Origin of the sequence: Azospirillum sp. B4, from assembly GCF_000333275.1 — a bacterium.
In the GTDB taxonomy this organism is placed as follows: Bacteria; Pseudomonadota; Alphaproteobacteria; order Azospirillales; family Azospirillaceae; genus Nitrospirillum.
Window position 1 is genome coordinate 1 of sequence record NZ_BACU01000137.1, and the last position, 1,170, is coordinate 1,170.

The window sequence follows — 1,170 nt, forward strand, 5'->3', positions numbered from 1 at the left end:
CCCCCCGGCGGGGGGCCGCCACCGCCGCCGGGCGGCGGCCCCATCATCATCGACGCGCTGGATTTGGTATCGCCGGTGATCTCCCCCGTCACCACCCGTTCCCCTTGCTTCAGGCCGGACCGCACCTCCGCCGTTACCTTGTTGTTCAGTCCGATTTCAACCCGCCGGGGCCGGATCTGGCCCTGCGCGTCCAGGACGCGGACCATCTGGGCGCCATCCGGCCCCTTGGTCAGGGCGGACGATGGCACCGTCAGCACGCCCTTGGCCTGGCCCAGGACGATGTGCACTTCCGCCGTCATGTAGGTACGCAGGCGCCCCTCCGGATTGGGCACGTTGAAGACGCCGTTGTAATAGATGGCCGTTGAACTGGAGGACGACGACGATGAGGAACTGGTGGACGAACTGGAGGTGATGCTGCTGTCGCTGGTGATGCTTTCCGGCGCCGGCTCGATGGACGTCAAGGTCGCGTCATAGCGGTGGTCACGGTCGCCCAGGATGGTGAAATACACCGGCCGCCCCGGCGCCACCCGCACCACATCAGCCTCCGATATCTCCGTGCGCACGGTCATGCTGTCCAATTGGCCCAGGATGACGATGGTGGGCGCCGACTGGGCGGCGTTCACCGTTTGCCCCTCCTGGGTAACGATGGACAGCACCGTGCCGTCGATGGGAGCGGTGATCTGGGTATAGCCCAGGTTGATGGCCGCGGTGCTGACCGCCACCTCGGCCTCCACGATCTGGGCGTCCAAGGACCGGATCTGGGCCTGGTACTGCGCCACATCGGACTCGGCGGACTGAAGATCAGCCTGTGAAACCGCGCGCAAAGGCGTCATCGCGCGTTGGCGATCCAGCGTCTGTTGCGCCAGCTTCAGCGCGGCCACCTTTTCGTCGCGTTGGGCGCGCACGCTGGCCAGCGCCGCCTTCTCCGTCTTCAGGTTGTTTTCCTGGGTGGTGCTGTCGATGGTGGCGACGAGATCGCCTTTGGACACGCGCTGGCCCAACGCCACCTTCAGCGCCGTGACGCGGCCCGTGGCCTGCGACCCTACGGCCACCAGGCGCGCGGGCTTCAGCTTGCCATTGGCCAGAATGCTCTCCTCGACATCGGCCACCGTGACGGGCGATGTCATGACGGCGGGCGGCGTTGGCGGCAACAGGAAGGACTTGGCGGCG

At 66.8% G+C, this 1,170-nt stretch carries 1 protein-coding gene; it reads right to left on the reverse strand.

Going from position 1 to position 1,170, the window contains the following annotated elements; all coding sequences use genetic code 11:
* On the reverse strand, positions 1-1,170 hold a 1,170-nt coding region (locus tag I55_RS06400; RefSeq protein ID WP_044559664.1), incomplete at both ends, for an efflux RND transporter periplasmic adaptor subunit.